Raw genomic sequence first — 14511 nt, 5'->3', positions numbered from 1 at the left:
TGCTTAGTTTTTGGCAAAATGTTCAACGAGTTTCTTTTCCAAATCGTTGATATCAATAATATTATTTAATACTACTAATTTTTCGGTTGGAATTCCTGAGCTGGTAGCTAGATCTTTTGTCATCACGAACAAATCAGCTTGATCGGGTGTTGCTGACGCTAGATCAGCGTGAGTGACTTCTGCATCAATGTTTAATTTTTTGAGTACTTTTTTGATATTCATTTCTACCATAAAACTACTACCAAGGCCTGAGCCACAAACTGCCATAATTTTCATATTGTTTATCCTTTTACTTATACGTTGGAAATTAATATTGTTTGATAACCGCCAAAATTTCATCACGATTTTGTGCATTGAAAATTTTCTGGATATCGTCAGATTCGCCAAACAGTGCCGCCAATTGAGTTAACATTTCGATATGGCTGGTACTATCCTTAGCGGCTAATAGAATGATTAAATAGACTGGATCGTTTTCTTCTGAATTAAATTTAACGCCTTCTTTAACTAGTAACATCGATAGGCTTAATTGGTTTACGCCCTGTTCTGGCCTTGCATGAGGCATTGCAATTCCGGGTGCCAATACATAATAAGGTCCTATTGATTTGTGTAGTTCAAAAATAGCCTTAATATAATCTGATGTAATTGTTTTATTCTTTAATAATGGCTCAGCACAAAGTGTTATCGCTTCTTGCCAATCTTCGACTGAATCAACAACATTGACTGTTTCATTAGTTAACCATGTACCTAACATTTTACCTCCATTAAGGCCGTTAATCATTTTGATAATCGGTTAGAAAATTATCATATTAAGTAATAATAGAAATCAAAAATTGTCAGAAATGTGATAGCGCTATCAAAGTTAGAAAAATTTTCTTTGATTGTGTGACATAGATAACATTTTTAATGTATTAATTCTAAACTATTCCGCTTTGACATACTAGAATTAGAAAGAAAAAAGTCAGAATTTAGCTATAGACTGCTTGATGCATTGTAGATGATTATTGAGTAATCGTACTATCTTTACAAAAAAAATTGTATGCGTAAATGAATATATAAATCAAATTCAATCGGGATGAAAGATGCAGGATACTAAAAAACGTCGAAATACAGGGCAGATTACTTTATTTGATGTTGCTAAATATGCTGGCGTGGGAACAATGACGGTCTCTCGGGCTTTACGCACGCCGGAAAGGGTATCAGATAAGCTTAGACATAAAATTCAATTAGCTGTTGAGACATTGGGCTACAAGCCGAATGTCGCCGCCAGTTTATTAGCATCAGCCAGCGCCAATCGAGTGATTGCCGTTATTACCACTCGAATTTATGATTATTCTGTAAGAATATTGCTTGATTCGCTACAGACACAGTTAGCTAAAGAGGGGTATACCACGCTTATCATTGAATCTTATCATTACCATAAACAAGAGTCCCAATTATTAGAGACACTTTATAGCCATAATCTTGAAGCTGTCTTGTTGTTTTATGTTGAAAATGATGAACTTATAAAAAAAATTGTTCAAAATAAAACAATCACCGTAATGAATATTGGTAAAAAATATGATGAATCAATCGATGTCGATGTTGGCTATGATGATAGTTTAGCGATGTATAAATTAACAGAGCATGTGATTAATAAAGGGTATCGAAATATTGCCTTACTTTGTGCAAATCAGCAATATCATCTATTTCAACAGCGTTTACATGGTTGGCATAAAGCGATGCTCAATTATCACTTGCCGACTCATCGTATCATTCATGCAGCCAAACCAGCGAACTTTAGTACCGGCGCACAGTTGCTTGCCGATATTTTGTTAAACTGGTCTGAGGTTGATGCGTTAATTTGTACCACCGATGAATTAGCTTGCGGTGTGCTATATGAGTGTCAACGGCGACATATTCGAGTTCCTTATCAATTGGCAGTCAGCGGTTTTGGTGATAATGAGTTTAGTGAAGTCTGCTTTCCGCCGTTAACCACTGTTGCGTTACCGTCTAAACAAATTGGCGAATACACAGCGGCGTTATTGCTAAATAAATTAAAAAATGGGGAGCCAATTAAATCAGAAAGCACGGAGTTTTTACCGATCATAAAATCACGAGCTAGTTTGTAATAAAAAATAATAAAAGAGATAATAAAAAAAGCCTACTCAATGAGCAGGCTTTTTTATTTAAATTGGTCGGCGAGAGAGGATTCGAACCTCCGACCCACTGGTCCCAAACCAGTTGCGCTACCAAGCTGCGCTACTCGCCGTTAGGATGCGCATAATACTGCGCTAACCTCGATGTGTCAATAGTTACCCCTAAAAATTATAATGATAATTTTTATTTTGTGAAAGGAGCGGGGGTTTTGCCAATTCTTTGGTAAAACTCGATGACAAATGCTTCGTAACGTTGATTAGCAACCGCTTCACGAATTTCAGCCATTAAGCGTTGATAATAACGTAAATTATGGATGGTATTGAGTCTTGCCCCTAATATTTCTCCACATTTATCTAAATGATGAAGATACGATTTCGTGTAATTTTTACAGGTGTAACAATCACACTCAGGATCGAGTGGGGTCGTGTCATCTTTATATTTGGCATTACGTATTTTAATGACTCCATTAGTAACAAACAGATGCCCGTTACGTGCGTTACGAGTTGGCATCACGCAATCAAACATATCAATACCACGACGAACACCTTCAACTAAATCCTCAGGTTTACCAACACCCATTAGATAACGTGGTTTATCAGCTGGTAATTGTGGGCAAGTTCCTTCTAAGATACGATGCATATCGGCTTTCGGCTCACCCACCGCTAATCCGCCAACGGCATAGCCGTCAAAACCAATTTCGGTTAATCCTTTAATCGAGATATCACGTAATTCTTGATGTATACCGCCTTGTACTATACCAAATAAGGCATTTTTATTGCCCAATTCGTCAAAACGTTGGCGACTACGTTTTGCCCAGCGTAGAGACATTTCCATTGATTTTTTGACATAGTCCCACTCGGCAGGAAACGGGGCACATTCATCAAAAATCATGACGATATCAGAACCAAGATCATATTGGATTTCCATTGAAATTTCAGGTGATAAAAAGATTGAATCACCATTGATAGGATTACGGAAATAGACGCCTTCTTCTTTAATTTTACGAATATCACCAAGACTAAAAACTTGGAATCCTCCAGAGTCGGTTAAAATCGGGCCTGGCCACTGCATAAAATCATGCAAATCACCGTGCTTACGCATAATTTCTTGTCCAGGTCTTAACCATAAATGGAAAGTATTACCCAATAAAATTTGTGCACCTGTTGCAGCGACTTCTTCTGGGGTCATACCTTTGACGGTACCATAAGTGCCAACTGGCATAAATGTAGGTGTCTCAACTGTATATTCAACACCACGACGATCGAACTTCATTCGTCCACGACGAGCTAAGCCATCAGTATTATCTAGTTCAAATTTCATTTTTTTGTGTTAACCTCTTGCGACCAAATAAACAGTTTGGCGCTAATTATTGATATAATACGCTATCGTATTATTTTTGCGGTGCGTAGTTTATCGTGCTAAACCTAAATAGACAATATCTATAAGGATCTTTGAGCTTTTGAAATATATTATTTTCTTATTTGTAGTAATGTTAGTTGGATGTCAAAATCAAATACAGCCAACTATCATTTCATCTGAACGAATTAAAACATTATCTGACTCTGATATATTAGCTATTAGCCAACAAGCTTGCATTGAAAATGATAAGAAGGCAATTATTGCACCCGATTATCATTTTCTTAGTAATAGATTATCCAATCTTACCAATAAGTTACCTAAAAAAATAAATAATATTGAATTAAGTTACAAAGTTTACCTTGATAGTGAACCTAATGCTTGGTCTACAGCTAATGGTTGTATTCGAATAAATAGTGGATTGATGAGATTACTTGAAGATGATGAGTTACAAGCAGTGATTGCTCATGAACAGGCTCATATTGCACTAAAACACGGAATAAGTTTATTTAGACAAGCGCCTTATATTGAGATTACTGATAAATCCAATGAAATAGTGATTATGGTAAAAGAAGAAATTTCCCATCAATATGAGGTTGAAGCAGATAATTATGCTTTTGATTTATTAGCTAAGGAAAAAATAGATCCCAAAGGATTGGTTAATATGTTAACAAAAATGCCAATTCATGCTAAAAATCAACCAACATCCCATCCAACTAATATAAATCGTATTAATAACATCACTAACAAGTTAAAGCATTATTAGTATTTTATATTTTGCCAATTAAATTTAGGTAAAATTTAATTGGCTATAACTTATTTAGTAATTAGCATGGCATCACCATAACTAAAAAAGTGATATTTTTCGTTTACTGCATGTTGATAAGCTCGCATGGTATTTTCATAGCCAGCAAATGCAGAAACTAACATTATTAAAGTGGATTCAGGTAAATGAAAATTAGTAATAAGTGCATCGATTACTTTAAAATCAAAACCTGGATAAATAAATATCTGAGTATCTTCAAAAAAAGGTGCAATTTTGCCAGATTGTTTTGCTGCACTTTCCAACGCTCTGACTGATGTTGTACCGACAGCAATGACCTTATTTCCTCGGGCTTTGCATTCTAAAACTGCTTTCACAACTGATTCTGGTACTTCTGCATATTCAGCGTGCATGATATGCGTTTCAATATTTTCAACTCTTACTGGTTGAAATGTACCTGCACCGACATGCAACGTTACAAATTCCATTTCGACACCTTTGTTTTTAAGCTTTTCTAATAAAAGCTCATCGAAATGAAGACCTGCTGTTGGCGCAGCAACTGCACCAGGCACTTTACTATAAACAGTTTGGTATACCTCACGATCTTGAGCCTCATCAGGTCGATCTATGTAAGGTGGTAAAGGGATGTGTCCAATTTCATTCAAAATTTTAAGTACATCATCAGGAAATTGTAATTCGAATAAAGTATCATGGCGAGCAAGCATGGTAACGCTAATATTATTTTCCTCACCTAAAATGAGTTCAGCACCTGCTTTAGGTGATTTAGATGCTTTTATATGTGCAAGAGCTCGATTATCTTCTAATAAACGTTCAATCAATATTTCAATTTTTCCACCAGATGCTTTTTTTCCATATATTCGAGCCGGAATCACTTTTGTGTTATTAAAAATAAGTAAATCTCCTTGATTGATGTAATCAGTGATATCAGTAAATACTTTATCTTCAATATGACCCGTACGGCTGTTAAGTGATAATAATCGGCATGAGCTTCTTGTTTCTGATGGGTATTTTGCAATCAGTTCTTTTGGGAGTGTAAAATCAAAATCTGACAGTTGCATATTTGTGTTCCTCAAAAAATGAGGCACTAGTCTAAAGTGCTAATAATGACTAAGCAAGTAATTATTTGTTGATTATTATTAAATTTGCGTTAAAATTCAAAAAATCTAGCTTTAAGTTAGAAAAAAGTAAAATTTGTTAATATAAGGAAAAGAGTATGAAAAAACATCAAAAAACTTTGCTTGTTGCACTACCTTTAGTTGCAGCTATGTCGTTAGCTGGTTGTAAAAACATGAGTGCTAACGATTTAACTAGTCTTGGCATGAAAGGTTTGAAAGCGGCAACACTCAGTGATAATGATGTGAAAGCATTAAGCCAAAAATCATGTGCACAAATGGATGCTCAATCAAAAATTGCTCCAGCTAAAAGTGCTTACGCCAAACGTTTAAATAAAATTGCCAAAGCTCTTGGTAATAATATAAACGGTACACCAGTTAACTATAAAGTATATATTACTAAAGATGTTAACGCATGGGCAATGGCTAACGGCTGTGTACGTGTTTACAGCGGTCTAATGGATATGATGAATGACAACGAAATCGAAGGTGTTTTAGGTCATGAATTAGGTCACGTAGCTTTAGGTCATAGTAAAAAAGCAATCCAAGTTGCTTATGCTACAGAAATTGCTCGTGATGCAGCAGCAGCATCAGGTAATGCAGCAGTTGCTAAATTATCTAAATCAAGTATTGGTAAATTAGCAGAAAAAGTTATCAATGCTCAATTCTCACAAGCTCAAGAACAAGAAGCGGATAACTTCTCATTTGATTATTTAATCAAGAGAAAAATTAATCCAGCTGGTCTTGCAACAGCATTTGATAAATTAGGTGGCGGTGAATCATCAATTTTAAGTAGCCATCCATCTTCATCTAAACGTGCACAAAATATCCGTAATAAATTAGCTGAATTAAAAAGATAATTAATTCACATTACTGGTTAAATAAAAAGCGCCAATTCTGGCGCTTTTTTATTGGTATCTAATTATTGTTTATAACTTGATAAAAAGTTACCAAAGCGGTTAATGGCATCTTCAAGATCACCAGTATGTGGCAGTGCAACAATTCTTACATGATCGGGTTTGTGCCAATTAAAGCCACTGCCTTGCACTAACAATACTTTTTCTTGTAATAAAAAGTCTAATACTAATTTTTGGTCATTGTGAATATTAAACTTTTGTTGATCCAGCTTTGGAAACAGGTATAACGCGCCTTGTGGTCTGGTGCATGAAACGCCCGGAATCTCATTTAACAACCGCCAAGCTAACATACATTGATCATATAAACGGCCACCGGGCACAATAAATTCATTTATGCTTTGATATCCGCCTAATGCGCCTTGAATAGCATGTTGTAATGGCACATTGGCGCATAAACGCATCGAGGCGAGCATATTTAATCCTTCAATGTAGCCTTTTACATGCTGTTTAGGTCCACAAAGCGCCATCCAGCCTTGTCTAAAGCCTGCTACTCGATAGGTTTTTGATAAGCCACTCATGGTAACAACAAATAAGTCAGGAGCAAGGGCGGCAATCGAATGATGCACGGCATCATCGTATAAAATCTTATCGTAAATCTCGTCTGCAAAAATAAGCAAATTATGTTGGCGAGCAATTTCGGCAATCTCAAGTAACACTTCTTTGCTATAAACTGCGCCGGTTGGATTATTAGGATTAATGATCACAATCCCTTTAGTTTTGGGGGTGATTTTTCGTTTTATATCCTCTAAATCTGGTGACCAGTTGGCCTCTTCGTCACACAAATAGTGAACGGCATTGCCACCGGATAAACTAATTGCCGCTGTCCATAATGGGTAATCAGGCATAGGCACTAAAACTTCATCTCCGCTATTAAGTAGTGCTTGCATCGATTGCACAATCAGTTCCGACACACCATTGCCGATATAGATATCTTCAATATCTAAATTGGTAATTCCTCTGGCTTGATAGTGTTGCATAATGGCTTTACGAGCTGAGTAAAGCCCTTTTGAATCGCAATATCCTTGCGCAGAAGGTAAATTACGAATGACATCAACCAATAATTCATCAGGGGCGGCAAAACCAAAAGGGGCGGGATTTCCAATATTGAGTTTAAGGATAGTTTGACCTTCTTCTTCAAGTCGTTTTGCATGATCTAAGATAGGTCCACGAATGTCGTAACAGACATGATCCAATTTATTGGATTTTTGGAAATTTATCATAACTTCGCCCTTTCAATTTATTCTAATGATATTTTTATTTTTGTTGAAAAAAACAATCTACTCCTATTTCGATAATTTTTGAAGATGTTATTATAATCAACTCAATAAATATCTTTTAATTGTGTGAATTTTGTGCGGAGTATGTGATGAAAACGATCTTAACTGTCATTGGAAAAGACCAAACCGGAATAATTGCGGGAATTAGTCAAAAGCTGTTTGAATTAGATATCAATATTTTAGATGTGAGCCAAACGATTATGGATGAATATTTTACCATGATTATGTTGCTTGATTTATCCAAAATAAAAGTCTCATTTGATGAAGTTAAAACTTCGTTAACGCAAACAGGCGACAGACTCAAGGTAAAAGTAAATATTCAGCGAGAAGAGATTTTCGATGCTATGCATCGTTTGTAATTTCAATTCTAATTCTACATTTCTTACTTAAGGATAGGACTAATGGAAACAAAACAGATCCTCGAAACAATTAAAATGATTGAGGAAGAAAAACTTGATATCCGCACAATAACCATGGGTATTTCTCTCCTTGATTGTATCGATAGTAATGGTGAGAAAGCTCGCCAAAAAATTTATGACAAAATAACGACATTAGCTAAAGATCTTGTCAAAGTTGGGGATCAAATCACTTCCGAATTTGGCATCCCTATTATCAATAAACGTATTTCCGTCACGCCGATATCTTTAATTGCCGGCGCCAGTGATGATAAAGATTATGTTGCCTTTGCTAAAACCCTTGATAGAGCAGCTAAAGCCGTTGGTGTTAATTTTATTGGTGGGTTTTCTGCCTTAGTACAAAAGGGCTATCACAAAGGTGATGAGATTTTAATTAAATCCATTCCGCAAGCGCTGGCTCAAACAGAGCGGGTGTGTGCATCGGTCAATGTTGGCTCAACTCAAACCGGTATCAATATGGATGCGGTTAAGCAAATGGGGCAAATTATCAAACAAGCGGCAGAGTTAACCGCTGATAATAGCAGTATGGCATGTGCAAAATTAGTTGTATTTGCCAATGCAGTTGAAGACAACCCTTTTATGGCCGGCGCATTTCATGGTGTTGGTGAAGCCGATTGTGTGATTAATGTCGGCGTTAGTGGACCGGGGGTTGTTAAACGTGCGCTTGAAAAAGTAAAAGGTCAACCTTTTGATGTGGTTGCCGAAACGATTAAAAAAACTGCTTTTAAAATTACCCGTATGGGGCAATTAGTTGGAAAAGAAGCATCAGAGCGCTTAGGTGTGAAATTTGGTATCGTAGATTTATCGCTCGCACCGACGCCGGCAATTGGTGATTCGGTTGCGCATATTTTAGAAGAAATGGGACTGGAAGTTGTCGGCACACATGGCACAACGGCAGCTTTGGCGATGTTAAATGATGCGGTTAAAAAAGGCGGCGTAATGGCGTGTGGTCATGTCGGTGGTTTAAGTGGCGCCTTTATACCTGTTTCAGAAGATGCCGGCATGATTGATGCGGTTAATTGCGGGGCTCTTAATCTGGAAAAACTCGAAGCCATGACCTGTGTGTGTTCAGTTGGTCTTGATATGATAGCTATACCGGGTGATACCTCCGCTGAAACGATTTCTGCTATTATTGCTGATGAAGCAGCAATCGGTGTCATTAACCACAAAACCACTGCTGTGCGGATTATTCCGGCTGTGGGATTAAAGGTGGGTGATAATATTGAGTTTGGCGGATTACTCGGTCATGCTCCTGTGATGCCGGTGAGTAAATTCAGTTCATTTGATTTCATTCATCGTGGCGGACGAATTCCGGCACCAATTCACTCTTTCAAAAATTAAATAACCTTCAATACTTATTGTGATTCTGTCTATTAAATTGCTAATAGCAGAATCACAATTGCCTAACTAACTTAGTATAACTAATCCCAGATATTTCCCGCGTTAAGTTTTTAAATTATCGACATCAAATAATCTATTTATTGGGAGACTTTAAGAAAAAGATTATCATTGCATGTGGGAGTGGAGCGGCTACATCTCAAACAGTTGCAAGTAAGGCGATAATCTTATTAGTAGTGATAAGTTCATTCTATTTTCTCCTTCCTAAGGTTTGGCAAGGTAGGTCGTAAAGGTATTGTAACTGCTGATCTAATTTGACTAAAGTGATCGAAAAGCCGGACATTTCCAGTGAGGTACAAAAATGGCCAATAGCAATCTCATGGCTGATTATGCAGCGTGAATCAAGTTTAATATCGACTTTTCTGGCAATGAGAAAGCATATATTGCATCCAGAGTCCTTGAAAACGAATATATCGACATTATTTATATATAAATTAGTTAGCAAAGCAAATTATCTTTATTATTGGTAAACAAGTTTTTGGAGTGTTGGGTGTTTGACGATAAGCACCTTCGATAATCAATTATGAAATCAGAATCCTACTTTCAACGTTTTAGCGGTATTGCAAGGCTCTATGGTGAAGCAGCATTAACGCAATTTTCACAAGCTCATATTTGTGTCATTGGTATTGGTGGTGTTGGGTCATGGGTGGCCGAATCCCTTGCCCGTAGTGGTATTGGGCAAATTACCTTAATTGATATGGATGATGTGTGTATCACCAATACTAATCGGCAAATTCATGCGTTAAATACCAATATTGGTAAAGCTAAAACTGCTGTTATGGCTGAACGAATTTTACAGATCAATCCTCAATGCATCGTCAATGTCATCGATGATTTTATCAGTCCGGATAATGTTGCAAATTATTTAGGGTCGAAACAAAACCCATGCTTCAACTTTATTATTGATGCCATTGACAGCGTGCGTGATAAAGCTGCACTTTTAGCGCACTGCAAGCGAAATAAATTAAAAGTTATCACCATTGGTGGCGCTGGCGGGCAAAAAGATCCGACCAAAATTAAAATTGCTGATTTAGCTAAAACCATTCAAGATCCGTTAGCGGCTAAATTGCGTGAGCGCTTAAAAAATGATTATAAACTCAATAAAGATAGTAAAGGTAAGTATGGCATAGCGTGTGTTTTCTCGACTGAACAGTTAATTTATCCAGCTCCAAACGGTCAGGTTTGTTCAACTAAAAATCAAGCTGAAGGTAGTAAGAAAATGGATTGTCAGTCCGGATTTGGTGCTATTACTACCGTGACAGCGACTTTTGGTTTTGTGGCTGTGAGTTATGTATTAGACAAGTTAATTAATGTTTGATTTTTAATTCAATTTAGCTAAAGAAACAATTTTGCTTCCTTTAGCTAATTAATTATATTTTTTAAAAATCTTCAAATTTAATTCGCTTAAAGTAATAATAAATTTTGTTCTTTTAAAGAACATTCATTTTTTGTTAAATATCTTATTGTATTAAGTAAAAAACTGATTTACGATATTCCACAATTTCGTTTTGCTATTACAAATATGTTCAAGGAAGACGCCAAACGATCCCAGTTTATTTTTTAATTTTCAAGGAGAAATCTATGGCAGTAACCAATATGAATGAGTTAAATGAGTTAATGACTCGAGTGAAAAAAGCTCAAGAAACTTATTCTACTTATACTCAAGAGCAAGTTGATAAAATCTTCGTAGCAGCAGCAACAGCTGCAGCCGCAGCTCGAATCCCTCTTGCACAGCAAGCTGTTGCTGAATCAGGAATGGGAATTGTTGAAGATAAAGTTATCAAAAACCTATTTGCTGCTGAGTATATTCTTAATAAATATCGCAATGATAAGACTTGTGGTGTTATCGCTGAGAATGAACCATATGGGACCATTACTTTAGCTGAACCGTTAGGGATTATTTGTGGTATCGTTCCAACAACAAACCCAACATCAACTGCAATCTTTAAATCATTAATTAGCTTAAAAACTCGTAATGCTATCGTATTTTCACCTCATCCACGCGCTAAAAAATCTACCATTGAAGCAGCTAGAATTGTGCTAGATGCTGCAATTAAAGCTGGTGCTCCAAAAGATATTATTGGTTGGATTGATGAACCATCTATCGAATTATCTAATGCATTAATGCATCATGATAGTGTGTCAGCTATCTTAGCTACTGGTGGTCCAGGTATGGTTAAGGCAGCTTATAGTTCTGGTAAACCAGCATTAGGTGTTGGAGCAGGTAATACTCCTGTAATTATTGATGAAACAGCTGACTTAAAACGTGCTGTTGCATCAGTATTGATGTCTAAAACATTCGACAACGGTATGATTTGTGCCTCAGAACAAGCTATTGTGGTTGTTGATTCTGTTTATGACGAAGTTCGTAGTTTATTAAAACAATATGGCGCTTATATTTTAAATGCTAAGGAAACCAAAGCTGTTCAAGGTATTATCTTAAATGATAAAGGTGCTTTAAATGCTAATATCGTTGGTCAACCAGCGACTAAAATTGCTGAATTAGCTGGATTTAAAGCGCCGGCAGGTGCAAAAGTGCTTGTTGGTGAAGTGAGTAAAGTTGACTTATCAGAACCATTTGCTCATGAAAAACTTTCTCCAACTTTAGCTATGTTTAAAGCTAAAGACTTCAATGAAGCAGTAGATAAAGCTGAGAAATTAGTTGAAATGGGCGGTATGGGTCATACTTCTGTTCTTTATACTGACCAAGATAGCAATCGTGATCGTGTTGCTTATTTCGGTAGTAAAATGAAAACATGTCGTATTTTAATTAATCAACCAGCTGCTCACGGTGGTATTGGTGATTTATATAACTTTGATTTGGCGCCATCTTTAACACTAGGATGTGGTTCTTGGGGTGGTAACTCGGTCTCAGAAAATGTCGGTCCGAAACACTTAATCAACAAGAAAACAATCGCTAAGAGAGCAGAAAACATGTTATGGCACAAATTACCAAGTTCTATCTATTTTAAACGTGGCTCACTTCCAGTTGCTTTAAATGAAGTAATTGAACAAGGTGCCAAACGCGTATTTTTAGTAACCGATAAATTCTTATTTAACAATGGTTACTCAAAACAAATTACCGATCAACTTGAAGAGCGTGGTGTAATTTGTGAAACTTTCTTTGATGTTGAAGCAGACCCAACATTAAGTGTTGTTCGTAAAGGTACTGACTCAATGATAGCATTCCAACCGGATACTGTTATTGCTTTAGGTGGTGGTTCTCCAATGGATGCCGCAAAAATTATGTGGGTACTTTATGAACATCCAGAAACAAAATTTGATGAATTAGCATTGCGCTTTATGGATATCCGTAAACGTACTTGTCATTTCCCTAATATGGGTAAAAAAGCCAAATTAATTTGTGTGACAACTACTTCTGGTACAGGTTCTGAAGTTACACCGTTTGCGGTAGTAACAGATGATGCAACTGGCCAAAAATATCCATTAGCTGATTATGCAATTACACCAAATATGGCAATTGTTGATGCTAACTTAGTAATGAATATGCCTAAATCACTTTGTGCTGCAGGTGGTTATGATGCGGTAACTCATGCCTTAGAAGCTTATGTGTCAATTATGGCAAGCGAGTTCTCTGATGGACAAGCATTACAAGCATTGAGCATATTGAAAGCATATCTACCTACAAGCTATAAAGAAGGGGCTAAAAACCCAGTTGCTCGTGAAAAAGTGCATAGTGCTGCAACGTTAGCTGGTGTTGCATTTGCTCAAGCATTTTTAGGTGTTTGTCACTCTATGGCTCATAAAATTGGTGCTGCATTCCATATCCCTCATGGTGTGGCAAATGCAATGCTGATTAGTAATGTTGTTCGCTTCAATGCAACAGATAAACCAACTAAACAAGGTACATTTAGCCAATATGGTTACCCTCAAGCCGTTAGACGTTATGCTGAAATTGCTGACCACTTAGGCTTAACTGCTGCATCAGACAAAGACGAGAAGAAAGTTGAGAAATTAATTGGTTGGTTAGATCAATTAAGAAAAGATCTTGAAATTCCATTCTCTATTAAAGAGTTTGGTATTGATGAAAAAGCTTTCTTAGCTCAAGTTGACCAACTTGCAGTTGATGCATTTGATGATCAATGTACAGGTGCTAACCCTCGTTATCCTTTAATTGCAGAATTGAAACAAATTCTACTTGATACTTATTACGGTCGTGCATATCAAGATAAAGGTGATATCAGCGAAGATGTAGCAGTACATACAGCAGCTAAAGGTGTTGCTTCAACTAAGAAAAAAGCAACGACTAAAAAAGCAACAAAAAAGAAATAATTTAACACATTATTTTTGATTAAATAAAAACCTGAAATAGTCTATATTTCAGGTTTTTTTTATATTTTTGATTTTTTTTTAAGCAAACAATAAAAAAAATGTTTTTTTTGCTTGCAAGGTTAAATGTTCTAGTCCATAATGCGCAGCACTTAGGCCGGCTTAGCTCAGTAGGTAGAGCAACTGACTTGTAATCAGTAGGTCGCCAGTTCGATTCCGGCAGCCGGCACCATTTTCCTAAGTAAACAGTTTATAATGATTCGGGGTGGGGTTCCCGAGCGGCCAAAGGGAGCAGACTGTAAATCTGCCGTGTCACACTTCGAAGGTTCGAATCCTTCCCCCACCACCATTATCTAACGTTAGCAATTGCTAATTGAAGCATTTAGGTAGCCGAGTTTGAACATGCGGGCATCGTATAATGGCTATTACCTCAGCCTTCCAAGCTGATGATGCGGGTTCGATTCCCGCTGCCCGCTCCAATTGCTGATATAGCTCAGTTGGTAGAGCGCACCCTTGGTAAGGGTGAGGTCGGCAGTTCAAATCTGCCTATCAGCACCATTCTTGTTACTTTCCTAAACTTCTAAAAAAATTATATTTGATAGCTTTAAAGCTTGTCACTAGATGGCTTTATCTGTTATTATGCAAAGCTAATTTTAAATTAGTATTATGTTAAAACTAAATATGATACTTGGTTAATGTGGTGATTCACCACCGATTTGTATTACATTGAGGGACTATAAATGTCTAAAGAAAAATTTGAACGTACAAAACCCCACGTTAACGTTGGTACAATCGGCCACGTTGACCATGGTAAAACAACTTTAA

The 14511-nt window shown here is 36.7% G+C and carries 14 protein-coding genes and 5 tRNA genes; 12 read left to right on the top strand and 7 right to left on the bottom strand.

Features of this window, described 5'->3' with window-relative positions; genetic code table 11:
* Positions 1–3 precede the first annotated feature (3 nt).
* Together J3U24_RS10280 and J3U24_RS10275 are read right to left on the bottom strand one after the other, a co-directional pair.
* On the bottom strand, positions 4–276 hold the full coding sequence (locus J3U24_RS10280) for a PTS sugar transporter subunit IIB (RefSeq protein ID WP_065562042.1): 273 nt from the start codon (positions 274–276) through the stop codon (positions 4–6).
* Between the two features lie 31 nt (positions 277–307).
* Positions 308–751 carry a PTS sugar transporter subunit IIA gene (locus J3U24_RS10275; protein ID WP_267330973.1) on the bottom strand — a complete coding sequence of 148 codons (444 nt, stop codon included), beginning with the start codon at positions 749–751 and terminating at the stop codon, positions 308–310.
* A 328-nt stretch (positions 752–1079) separates the two neighbouring features.
* On the opposite strand from J3U24_RS10275, the gene J3U24_RS10270 reads away from it, so the two are divergent.
* Entirely contained in the window at positions 1080–2108 is a 1029-nt protein-coding gene (locus J3U24_RS10270) for a LacI family DNA-binding transcriptional regulator (RefSeq protein ID WP_267330974.1), read from the top strand.
* A gap of 63 nt (positions 2109–2171) precedes the next feature.
* Here J3U24_RS10270 and J3U24_RS10265 read toward each other — a convergent pair.
* Together J3U24_RS10265 and tgt are read right to left on the bottom strand one after the other, a co-directional pair.
* Positions 2172–2248 (bottom strand) — tRNA-Pro (locus J3U24_RS10265).
* A 71-nt stretch (positions 2249–2319) separates the two neighbouring features.
* Entirely contained in the window at positions 2320–3456 is a 1137-nt protein-coding gene (gene tgt / locus J3U24_RS10260) for a tRNA guanosine(34) transglycosylase Tgt (RefSeq protein WP_267337691.1), read from the bottom strand.
* A 139-nt stretch (positions 3457–3595) separates the two neighbouring features.
* Here tgt and J3U24_RS10255 point away from each other — a divergent pair, with 139 nt between their 5' ends.
* Positions 3596–4258 carry a M48 family metalloprotease gene (locus tag J3U24_RS10255; protein WP_267337690.1) on the top strand — a complete coding sequence of 221 codons (663 nt, stop codon included), beginning with the start codon at positions 3596–3598 and terminating at the stop codon, positions 4256–4258.
* A 50-nt stretch (positions 4259–4308) separates the two neighbouring features.
* Here the strand turns inward: J3U24_RS10255 and queA are convergent, their stop codons facing one another.
* Positions 4309–5334, bottom strand: a complete 1026-nt coding sequence (gene queA, locus J3U24_RS10250) for a tRNA preQ1(34) S-adenosylmethionine ribosyltransferase-isomerase QueA (RefSeq protein WP_267337689.1) — start codon at positions 5332–5334, stop codon at positions 4309–4311.
* 155 nt (positions 5335–5489) lie between these two features.
* Here queA and J3U24_RS10245 point away from each other — a divergent pair, with 155 nt between their 5' ends.
* On the top strand, positions 5490–6248 hold the full coding sequence (locus J3U24_RS10245; RefSeq protein WP_065735063.1) for a M48 family metalloprotease: 759 nt from the start codon (positions 5490–5492) through the stop codon (positions 6246–6248).
* Between the two features lie 62 nt (positions 6249–6310).
* On the opposite strand, the gene J3U24_RS10240 is transcribed toward J3U24_RS10245, so the two are convergent.
* Complete coding sequence (locus J3U24_RS10240; RefSeq protein WP_065735064.1) at positions 6311–7525, bottom strand: pyridoxal phosphate-dependent aminotransferase; 1215 nt, start codon at positions 7523–7525, stop codon at positions 6311–6313.
* 146 nt (positions 7526–7671) lie between these two features.
* Here J3U24_RS10240 and J3U24_RS10235 point away from each other — a divergent pair, with 146 nt between their 5' ends.
* Together J3U24_RS10235 and J3U24_RS10230 are read left to right on the top strand one after the other, a co-directional pair.
* The gene (locus J3U24_RS10235) at positions 7672–7941 is read left to right on the top strand and encodes an ACT domain-containing protein (RefSeq protein WP_065562050.1); all 270 of its coding nucleotides are present in this window, start codon (positions 7672–7674) and stop codon (positions 7939–7941) included.
* Between the two features lie 42 nt (positions 7942–7983).
* On the top strand, positions 7984–9339 hold the full coding sequence (locus J3U24_RS10230; RefSeq protein ID WP_267337688.1) for a PFL family protein: 1356 nt from the start codon (positions 7984–7986) through the stop codon (positions 9337–9339).
* Between the two features lie 247 nt (positions 9340–9586).
* Here the strand turns inward: J3U24_RS10230 and J3U24_RS11675 are convergent, their stop codons facing one another.
* Positions 9587–9841 (bottom strand): dihydroxyacetone kinase subunit DhaK, encoded by a 255-nt coding sequence (locus J3U24_RS11675; protein ID WP_081303423.1) that lies wholly within the window; start codon positions 9839–9841, stop codon positions 9587–9589.
* Between the two features lie 78 nt (positions 9842–9919).
* Between J3U24_RS11675 and tcdA the strand changes: the two genes are divergently transcribed.
* From tcdA to J3U24_RS10195, 7 genes are all read left to right on the top strand, one after another.
* On the top strand, positions 9920–10714 hold the full coding sequence (gene tcdA / locus J3U24_RS10225; RefSeq protein WP_267330981.1) for a tRNA cyclic N6-threonylcarbamoyladenosine(37) synthase TcdA: 795 nt from the start codon (positions 9920–9922) through the stop codon (positions 10712–10714).
* A gap of 263 nt (positions 10715–10977) precedes the next feature.
* Positions 10978–13689, top strand: coding sequence for a bifunctional acetaldehyde-CoA/alcohol dehydrogenase (adhE, locus tag J3U24_RS10220; protein ID WP_065735067.1), 2712 nt, complete (start codon positions 10978–10980; stop codon positions 13687–13689).
* Positions 13690–13842: 153 nt separating this feature from the next.
* Positions 13843–13918 (top strand) — tRNA-Thr (locus tag J3U24_RS10215).
* Between the two features lie 32 nt (positions 13919–13950).
* Positions 13951–14035 (top strand) — tRNA-Tyr (locus J3U24_RS10210).
* A gap of 55 nt (positions 14036–14090) precedes the next feature.
* Positions 14091–14165, top strand: a tRNA-Gly gene (locus tag J3U24_RS10205).
* Positions 14166–14168: 3 nt separating this feature from the next.
* Positions 14169–14244: transfer RNA gene (locus tag J3U24_RS10200), tRNA-Thr, on the top strand.
* Positions 14245–14426: 182 nt separating this feature from the next.
* A partial coding sequence (locus J3U24_RS10195; RefSeq protein WP_010312103.1) for a GTP-binding protein occupies positions 14427–14511 on the top strand: 85 nt, incomplete at its 3' end.

Source organism: Gilliamella sp. B2785 (assembly GCF_026537005.1).
In the GTDB taxonomy this organism is placed as follows: Bacteria; Pseudomonadota; Gammaproteobacteria; order Enterobacterales; family Orbaceae; genus Gilliamella; species Gilliamella apicola_E.
The sequence above is the reverse complement of the archived record's forward strand: the minus strand, read 5'-3'. Positions and strand labels throughout refer to the sequence as shown.

Bases quoted from the DNA above. Each gene is read 5' to 3' on its own strand.
- J3U24_RS10280 (WP_065562042.1), bottom strand. From the start codon at position 276: ATGAAAATTATGGCAGTTTGTGGCTCAGGCCTTGGTAGTAGTTTTATG.
- J3U24_RS10275 (WP_267330973.1), bottom strand. From the start codon at position 751: ATGTTAGGTACATGGTTAACTAATGAAACAGTCAATGTTGTTGATTCA.
- J3U24_RS10270 (WP_267330974.1), top strand. From the start codon at position 1,080: ATGCAGGATACTAAAAAACGTCGAAATACAGGGCAGATTACTTTATTT.
- tgt (WP_267337691.1), bottom strand. From the start codon at position 3,456: ATGAAATTTGAACTAGATAATACTGATGGCTTAGCTCGTCGTGGACGA.
- queA (WP_267337689.1), bottom strand. From the start codon at position 5,334: ATGCAACTGTCAGATTTTGATTTTACACTCCCAAAAGAACTGATTGCA.
- J3U24_RS10245 (WP_065735063.1), top strand. From the start codon at position 5,490: ATGAAAAAACATCAAAAAACTTTGCTTGTTGCACTACCTTTAGTTGCA.
- J3U24_RS10240 (WP_065735064.1), bottom strand. From the start codon at position 7,525: ATGATAAATTTCCAAAAATCCAATAAATTGGATCATGTCTGTTACGAC.
- J3U24_RS10235 (WP_065562050.1), top strand. From the start codon at position 7,672: ATGAAAACGATCTTAACTGTCATTGGAAAAGACCAAACCGGAATAATT.
- J3U24_RS10230 (WP_267337688.1), top strand. From the start codon at position 7,984: ATGGAAACAAAACAGATCCTCGAAACAATTAAAATGATTGAGGAAGAA.
- tcdA (WP_267330981.1), top strand. From the start codon at position 9,920: ATGAAATCAGAATCCTACTTTCAACGTTTTAGCGGTATTGCAAGGCTC.
- adhE (WP_065735067.1), top strand. From the start codon at position 10,978: ATGGCAGTAACCAATATGAATGAGTTAAATGAGTTAATGACTCGAGTG.